This is a genomic window from Nioella aestuarii, assembly GCF_050896395.1.
GTDB lineage: Bacteria > Pseudomonadota > Alphaproteobacteria > Rhodobacterales > Rhodobacteraceae > Nioella > Nioella aestuarii.
This window is the reverse complement of the sequence record NZ_JBPBBA010000013.1, coordinates 79,763-86,605: the sequence shown is the minus strand read 5'-3', so window position 1 is coordinate 86,605 and position 6,843 is coordinate 79,763. Positions and strand designations below refer to the sequence as shown.

Below are 6,843 nucleotides of genomic sequence, written 5' to 3'. Positions count from 1 at the left end.
ACCCGCGCCGCTTGGCCTGCCGCAAATCGAAACCGGGCCAGAGGCGCAGACCGAAACCGCGCCGGCGGGTCGCCCGCTGCAACCGCTTGAAACAGGGGATGCCACGGACCCCGATGCGCCGCGCCGCGCCATCGACGCTTTCGCCGCGCCCTTTGATGCCGAGGAAACACGGCCCCTGATGGCCGTGATCCTGATTGATGACCCGTCGTTCTCGCTTGGCCGCGACGCGCTCACCCGGTTCGATTTCCCGGTGGCCTTCGCCATCGACCCCCGCCGCCCCGACGCGAGCGAAGCCGCCGCCACCTATCGCGAGGCGGGGTTCGAAGTGCTGCTTTTGGGGGAGATCTTCACCGAGGAGACAGAGCCGGGGCAGGTGGCGGATGTGCTGAACCGCGGGTTTGAGCGGCTGCCAGAAGCGGTTGCGGTTCTGGATAGCTCGACAGAAGCCATCCAGGGACGGCGAGAGGTGCTGGACGGTGTCGTGGACGTTCTTGCCGAAACCGGCCATGGTTTGGTGGCCTACCCGCGCGGGCTGAATGCCGCCCAACAGACAGCCACCCGCGCGGCGGTGCCCGCCGCAACCCTATTCCGGGAACTGGACAGCGAACGGGAACGCGCCACGGTGATCACCCGATACCTTGACCGCGCGGCCTTCGCCGCCGGGCAGGAGGGCGCGGTGATCGTGGTGGGGCACACCTATTCCGACACGGTGACGGCGCTGTTTTCCTGGGCGCTTGGAAGCCGGTCAGAGGCCGTGGCTCTGGCCCCGGTTTCTGCGGTTCTGACCCGCTGAGCGTGACGCTGGCCAATGGATTTCGCCGCGCCTTCGGCGCGTCGATCCGCGCGCGCCTGGCGGCGCGCGTAGGGCTGCGCAAAAGCTGAACGCAGAACCTCTTGCCCTCAAGCGGCTTTGAGGGCGCATTCTGCTTTGATCTTTGATTCGAGGAGATTTGCACATGGGTCTTTCCGTGTTCGTCACGGGCGCGTCGGGGTTCATCGGTTCGGCGGTCGTGCAGGAGCTTTTGGCACGCGGCCACAGGGTAACGGGGCTTTCGCGCACTGAGCAGGGCTGTGTTGCGTTGCAGGCGATGGGGGCGGATGCCAAGCGGGGGGACCTTTCAGACCCCGGCGGGTGGAGCACCTTGGCAACCGGGGCTGATGCGGCGATCCATCTGGGCACCGGATTTGGCCCCGACATGGCAGAGATCGACGACCTGGCGCTAGGCGCTCTGATTGAAGCCGGCAAGGCGGGAACGCGCATCATCTACACGGGCGGTGCCTGGCTATTTGGAACGGGCAAAGGGCAGCTCATCGGCCCGAAGACCGAATTTGACCCGATGCCCGAGTTTTCCTGGATGGTCTCGGGGATCAAGCGGTTGCAGGCTGCATCTGTGCCACATGCCGTGATCCACCCGGCCATCGTACATAACATTACCGGCGGGGCCTTCGCTTCGTTTACGTCGGCGCTGCAGGCGGGGCGCTTGCCGGAGATCTGGGGACACGAGCAAATCGGCTGGCCCCTGGTGCACCGGCGTGACCTGGCCCGGGCCTATCGGCTGGTGCTGGAAGCGCCACTTGCCACGGGAAGCTACACCGTTGCAGCAGAGGCGTGCGTCCCCGTGGGACGCTGTGTTGCCCGGCTTGCCGCCCGTTTGGGCCGGCCGACGGATTGGCGGGTTCTGTCCAGGTCCGAGGTTTTGCACCGCCATGGGGCCATGGCGGCGGGCCCTATGCGGGATCAAGCCATGGGGTCCGGGCGCATCCGGGAAGAGCTTGGCTGGAGGCCTGTTTGTGCAGGGATCTAACCCGGCTGAGGCTCTTTGTGCCGAGCCTCCGGGTTGGGGGTCGCGTGATCCACAGGATCACGCGCGGATCGACGCCGAAGGCGGCGAAATCCCGGTTGGGCGCAGTTGACGACCCGTAAGGCGCAGACACGTAGCGCCACGCCCAAACGCGAATTGGCGGCCCCGGATACTCTGTAGGGAAAGAAAGGCGCAGGGCATTGCGCCTTTCTGTTGGGTGATCGAAGCGTCAGCTTAGCTCAGCGCTGCGCAGAATTCCTGAATGCGCGTGCAGGCTTTCTTCAGGTTTTCGTCCGATGTCGCGTAGGACACCCGAAAGTTGGGGCTAAGGCCGAAGGCACCGCCAAAGACGACGGCCACGCCGGTTTCCGCCAGCAGCGCGGTGGCGAAGTCCTCATCCGTTTCGATCACCTTGCCGCCTGGCGTTGTCTTGCCCATGCAGCCCGCGATGGAAGGGTAGACATAGAAGGCACCCTCGGGCGTCGGGCAAGTGATGCCTTCTGCGGCGTTCAGCATCTCGACCACCATGTTGCGGCGGCGTTTGAAGACCTCGTTATTGGTCGCGATATAGTCCTGCGTGCCGTTCAGCGCCTCAACCGCAGCCCACTGGCTGATCGAGCAGGGGTTCGAAGTGGATTGCGACTGGATCTTGCGCATCGCGCCGATCAGCTTTTCCGGCCCCGCGGCATAGCCGATCCGCCAGCCGGTCATCGCATAAGCCTTGGAGACACCGTTACAGGTGAGCGTGCGATCATAGAGCCCCGGTTCAACCTGTGCGGGCGTCACAAACTCGAACCCGTCATAGACCAGATGTTCATACATGTCGTCGGTCATCACCCAGACATGCGGGTGGCGCATCAGTACGTCGGTGAGCGCCTTCAATTCCTCGGCATTGTAGCCCGCCCCGGTCGGGTTCGAGGGCGAGTTGAAGATGAACCACTTGGTCTTGGGCGTAATCGCGGCCTCCAGCTCCTCTGCCGTCAGCTTATAGGCGTTTTCGGCGCGTGCGGAGGCAATGACCGGTTCGCCGCCCGCCAGCAGGACCATATCGGGGTAGCTGACCCAGTAGGGGGCCGGGATCACAACCTCGTCGCCGGGATTGAGTGTTGCCATCAGCGCGTTGTAAAGGATCTGTTTGCCGCCGGTCCCGACGGATACCTGTTTAGGCGTATAAGACAGCCCGTTGTCGCGTTGCAGCTTGTCACAAATCGCCTGTTTCAGCTCCACGATGCCATCGGGGGCGGTGTATTTGGTCTTGCCCGCGTCGATCGCGGCCTTCGCGGCGTCACAGATATTCTGCGGCGTATTGAAGTCGGGCTCCCCTGCGCCAAGGCCGATCACGTCCTTGCCTGCGGCCTTCAGCTCGGCAGCAAGAGTGGACACCGCGATGGTCGGAGAGGGTTTCACACGGGCCAGCGTTTCGGACAGGAAGGTCATCAGGTTTCTCCAGGGTTGCGAAGGGGCCGGTCAATTGGTCCGGTTTACATCGTCTCTGGCCCTGCTTAGGGTCGCGCCGCTCAACGATCAAGGGGCCAAAATGCCCCGTGGAAGGAGAAAGAATGACTGATACGACCCCTCAGCACGAGGATTGGTTCAGCGAAGAGATTGCCACCTTCGGCGACCGGCTTGCCGGTGCGCGCGAAGCGCTGGGCATCAGCCAGGAGGATATGGCGCGGCGATTGGGCATCAAGCTCAAGACCGTGGTCGCCTGGGAAAACGACTGGAGCGAACCGCGTGCCAACAAGCTACAGATGGTGGCGGGGTTGCTGAACGTGTCGATCCGCTGGCTCTTGACGGGCGAGGGCACCGGGCCCGATGACCCCGATTTGATTGATGTCGAGGGCGATCTGAACCAGATCCTGCTGGATTTGCGGCAGATACGGCATGAACATGCCCGCCTGGGAGAACAGATGGGCCGCCTTGAAAAGAGGCTGCGCAATATGCTGGCGAAGGAAGTGGATCGACTATGAGCGCTGAACCGCGCGATATCCGGATCAAGCGCCTGCGGATGCGGGCATGGCACCGGGGCACGAAAGAGATGGACCTGATCCTGGGCGGATGGGCCGATGCCCATCTGGACGGTGCCGATGATGCGGCGCTCGATCTGTTTGAAAGGGTGCTGGAGGAAGAAGACCAGGATCTGTATCAATGGGTCTCTGGTCAGGTTCAAGCCCCTGAATACATGGCAGAATTCGCACGAGTTCTGGCGGATGGGGCAGCTTCTAGACAAAGCCACTGAAAAACTGCGGCGCGTTTAACTCATTATTTGGAATTATCGGCAAGTCTGCATGGCAAGCAGATACGCGGAGATCATGATGAGTTTGCACAGCCCCCTTGGCGAAACCTCCCGGCATGGTGTCATGCCGGGATACCTGGAATCCTTGTCGCTGGTGGAACGGCTGCACAGGCTTTTGCTCGACGTCATCAAGGATGAGTTCGAGAGGGTGGGAATGCTGGATATCAACGCCGTTCAGGCGCTGCTCTTGTTCAATATCGGTGACCACGAGGTGACGGCAGGCGAACTGAAATCGCGGGGCTATTACCAGGGCTCGAACGTGTCCGATAACCTCAAGAAACTGGTCGAGATGGGCTATATGCACCATCAGCGCTGCGAGATCGATCGCCGGTCGGTGCGGGTACGCCTGACCGATCGCGGACGAGACGTGCGTGACGTGGTGACGAGTCTCTTCCAACGTCACGCGGAAACGCTTCTGGACAGGGGCGTGCTGGGGCCGGATGGCATTGATCAGGTCAACCATTCGTTGAAGCGTATGGAACGGTTCTGGACCGATCAGATCCGCTATATCTACTAGCAGCGTTGCCTAAACCATTGTGCCCAATAAAATAAGAGTTTATGGGAACCTCAGGGCACTACGGAGGGCACTATGTCGGGCACTACGGACTATCCCGCAAGCACGTTGAGCAGGCTTAGGAGCAAGGGCAACCGATGGTATGTTTACGTCACCGTCCCGGAGGCTCTCAGGGAGGCTCTTGGTGGCAAGAGGCAGCTTCGGAAGTCCACCGGCACCACCGACGAGCGAGAGGCCCGTAGGAGACAGCATAGCATCACAGAGACCCTTTACTCCGAACTGGACACCGTGCAGCCAAATCCGGTGAAGACCGCCTATACGCGGCTCTGTGAGGCACTGGGACTGGACCAGCGGCACAGTCATGGCTCACCCGACGAAGCCGATCTTGAGGAATTGCTGTCCCTTGCTCGGTCTCGGTTCTACGCGGTGCCGACAGGAGAAGACCTTGAGGAGGACATTGCCATTGAGTGGATTGCAGGAAGAGTAGCTGGCCCTCTGGCGGAGTTGGAAACCGTGTTGCAAGGAGAGGCGGACCTACAGAAAAAGAGGAAAATATCAGAGGTCGCGGAGGAAGCCATTGCAAAAGGCCGGACCACTCCCAGCAACATAAGCTATGTCAGACTGGCCGCGAAGGAGTTGGAATCCCTTTTTCCTGACGTGTTCGGTGGTCAGGAGGACAGCTTCGATTTCACGTGACTTCTGGACTTCCTCTGGTGGCGTCGTTGTGAACACTCCACTCGCATTGCGACTTACCCCTACACTTGCGTTAGCGCACTCGTGGCACATGCCGCCAACTGAACCACTGAGCATGCCAATTTTCTTCCCACATTTTGTGCAGTTCGCCATCAAATTCCTCCAACAATCACAGCTTCACTCGAGCCTCTCCGATGGAGATCGCAAGCGCAAGTCAAGTGTTGCGACGTCATCCGACAACCGTGCCTTGAAGCAGTGCCCGGAGGGCGTCGCCTCTTAGATGCTCGGGGGGGGGCGCTGGAAATGGTTGGGACCCTCTGCAAAGCCAGACGCCTAGTCGCTTCCGACCTGGTACCCCAGATGAGCCACAATCTTAAGAATTCTCGGGCACTATGGAAGGCATTGCCGAGGGCACTAAGATCCTTTTTAAATCATTGAAAAATATGTATTCAATAATAGATTCTCAGATCCGCTATATCTACTAGCGGCAGAAGACATCGGAAATATCCCTCGCCCCGGCATCCTCTCCCCGCCATAGTGGATGGGAGAGGAGCCAAGTCGATGAACCTGCGCCATATCGAGATCATCCTCGCCATCGAGGCGGCAGGCAGCCTGCGCGGCGCGGCCAAGGTGCTTGGGCGGACGCAACCCGCCCTGACCAAGGCGCTCAGGCAGGCAGAGGCCGATCTGGGGATGGCGATCTTTGAACGAAGCCCGTCAGGTGTTGTCCCGACCGAACAGGGCCGGGCCGTCCTGCGCCGGGGGCGGATCATCCAGGCAGAACTGCGCCGGATGCAGGATGACGTCCGGCAGATGCAGGGCCAGTTGGACGGGCAGCTGCGTATTACGGTTTCGCCACTGGCTGCGGCCCGTTTCGTGCCTGCGGCGCTGCGCCGGTTTCAGAAACGCTTCCCCCGTGTTCACGTGCAGATTTCCGGCGGGCACGAACCCATGGCGTTCGGCCCGCTTCGCAGTGGCGATGTGGATTTCGTCATAGGCCCCGCGCCGCAGGGAACAGGAGCAAACGGTCTTTCGGTGGCCGAGATCGTGCGCACGCCGATCGCCATCGTTACCGGTCTGGGCTCGTGCCATGCGAATGCCACCAGCGTGGTGGATCTGCTGGATGCCAAATGGATCATGATCGGCCCCCGCGAACGCCAGCCGATCGTTGCGGGTTACTTGCGAGAGATGGGGCTTGAGCCGCCGATTCCGGTGATCAATTCGGATTCCATCCTGTCGATCCTGACAATGCTGAAAGGCAGTGATCTGGTCTGCACCTTCCCGACATTGCTATTGGATGAGATCGAGCCAATCTGGCCAATTCGCCGAATCCCGATTGCAGAGACCTTCGACCTGGTCAGCATCGCGATAACCCATTCATCCGACAGCCCGTTGACCTCGGCGGGGCAATATTTTCGCGACTGCGTCCTTGCGGTTGCGGAGGAGTTTGACAGGCTCCAGCGCGATAACCAAAAGTGATAACGGTAAATTATTGGGGGCTGTTTTGGGGGTCGCTGCCGGTCTAGCCTGTGCACCTG

At 61.0% G+C, this 6,843-nt stretch carries 8 protein-coding genes; 7 read left to right on the top strand and 1 reads right to left on the bottom strand.

Translation table 11 applies throughout. The features are described 5' to 3' along the window. Window positions 1-793, top strand: a 793-nt coding sequence (locus ACROHD_RS09925; RefSeq protein WP_432677566.1) for a divergent polysaccharide deacetylase family protein, incomplete at its 5' end; no start/stop codon positions are given. A 163-nt stretch (window positions 794-956) separates the two neighbouring features. Then, window positions 957-1,805 carry an NAD-dependent epimerase/dehydratase family protein gene (locus ACROHD_RS09920; protein WP_432677565.1) on the top strand — a complete coding sequence of 283 codons (849 nt, stop codon included), beginning with the start codon at window positions 957-959 and terminating at the stop codon, window positions 1,803-1,805. A gap of 231 nt (window positions 1,806-2,036) precedes the next feature. Here ACROHD_RS09920 and ACROHD_RS09915 read toward each other — a convergent pair whose 3' ends face one another. Beyond that, on the bottom strand, window positions 2,037-3,239 hold the full coding sequence (locus ACROHD_RS09915; protein WP_432677564.1) for a pyridoxal phosphate-dependent aminotransferase: 1,203 nt from the start codon (window positions 3,237-3,239) through the stop codon (window positions 2,037-2,039). A 122-nt stretch (window positions 3,240-3,361) separates the two neighbouring features. Between ACROHD_RS09915 and ACROHD_RS09910 the strand changes: the two genes are divergently transcribed. From ACROHD_RS09910 to ACROHD_RS09890, 5 genes are all read left to right on the top strand, one after another. Then, a complete protein-coding gene (locus tag ACROHD_RS09910; protein WP_432677563.1) occupies window positions 3,362-3,772 on the top strand; it encodes a helix-turn-helix domain-containing protein in 411 nt (136 codons plus the stop codon). Further along, entirely contained in the window at window positions 3,769-4,041 is a 273-nt protein-coding gene (locus ACROHD_RS09905; RefSeq protein ID WP_432677562.1) for a succinate dehydrogenase assembly factor 2, read from the top strand. Before ACROHD_RS09910 ends, ACROHD_RS09905 begins: the two co-directional genes overlap by 4 nt. Window positions 4,042-4,117: 76 nt before the next feature. Continuing rightward, complete coding sequence (locus ACROHD_RS09900) at window positions 4,118-4,615, top strand: MarR family winged helix-turn-helix transcriptional regulator (RefSeq protein WP_432677561.1); 498 nt, start codon at window positions 4,118-4,120, stop codon at window positions 4,613-4,615. 72 nt (window positions 4,616-4,687) lie between these two features. Beyond that, a complete protein-coding gene (locus ACROHD_RS09895) occupies window positions 4,688-5,308 on the top strand; it encodes a DUF6538 domain-containing protein (protein ID WP_432677560.1) in 621 nt (206 codons plus the stop codon). A 558-nt stretch (window positions 5,309-5,866) separates the two neighbouring features. After that, a complete protein-coding gene (locus ACROHD_RS09890) occupies window positions 5,867-6,784 on the top strand; it encodes a LysR family transcriptional regulator (protein WP_432677559.1) in 918 nt (305 codons plus the stop codon). The last annotated feature ends 59 nt before the right edge of the window (window positions 6,785-6,843 follow it).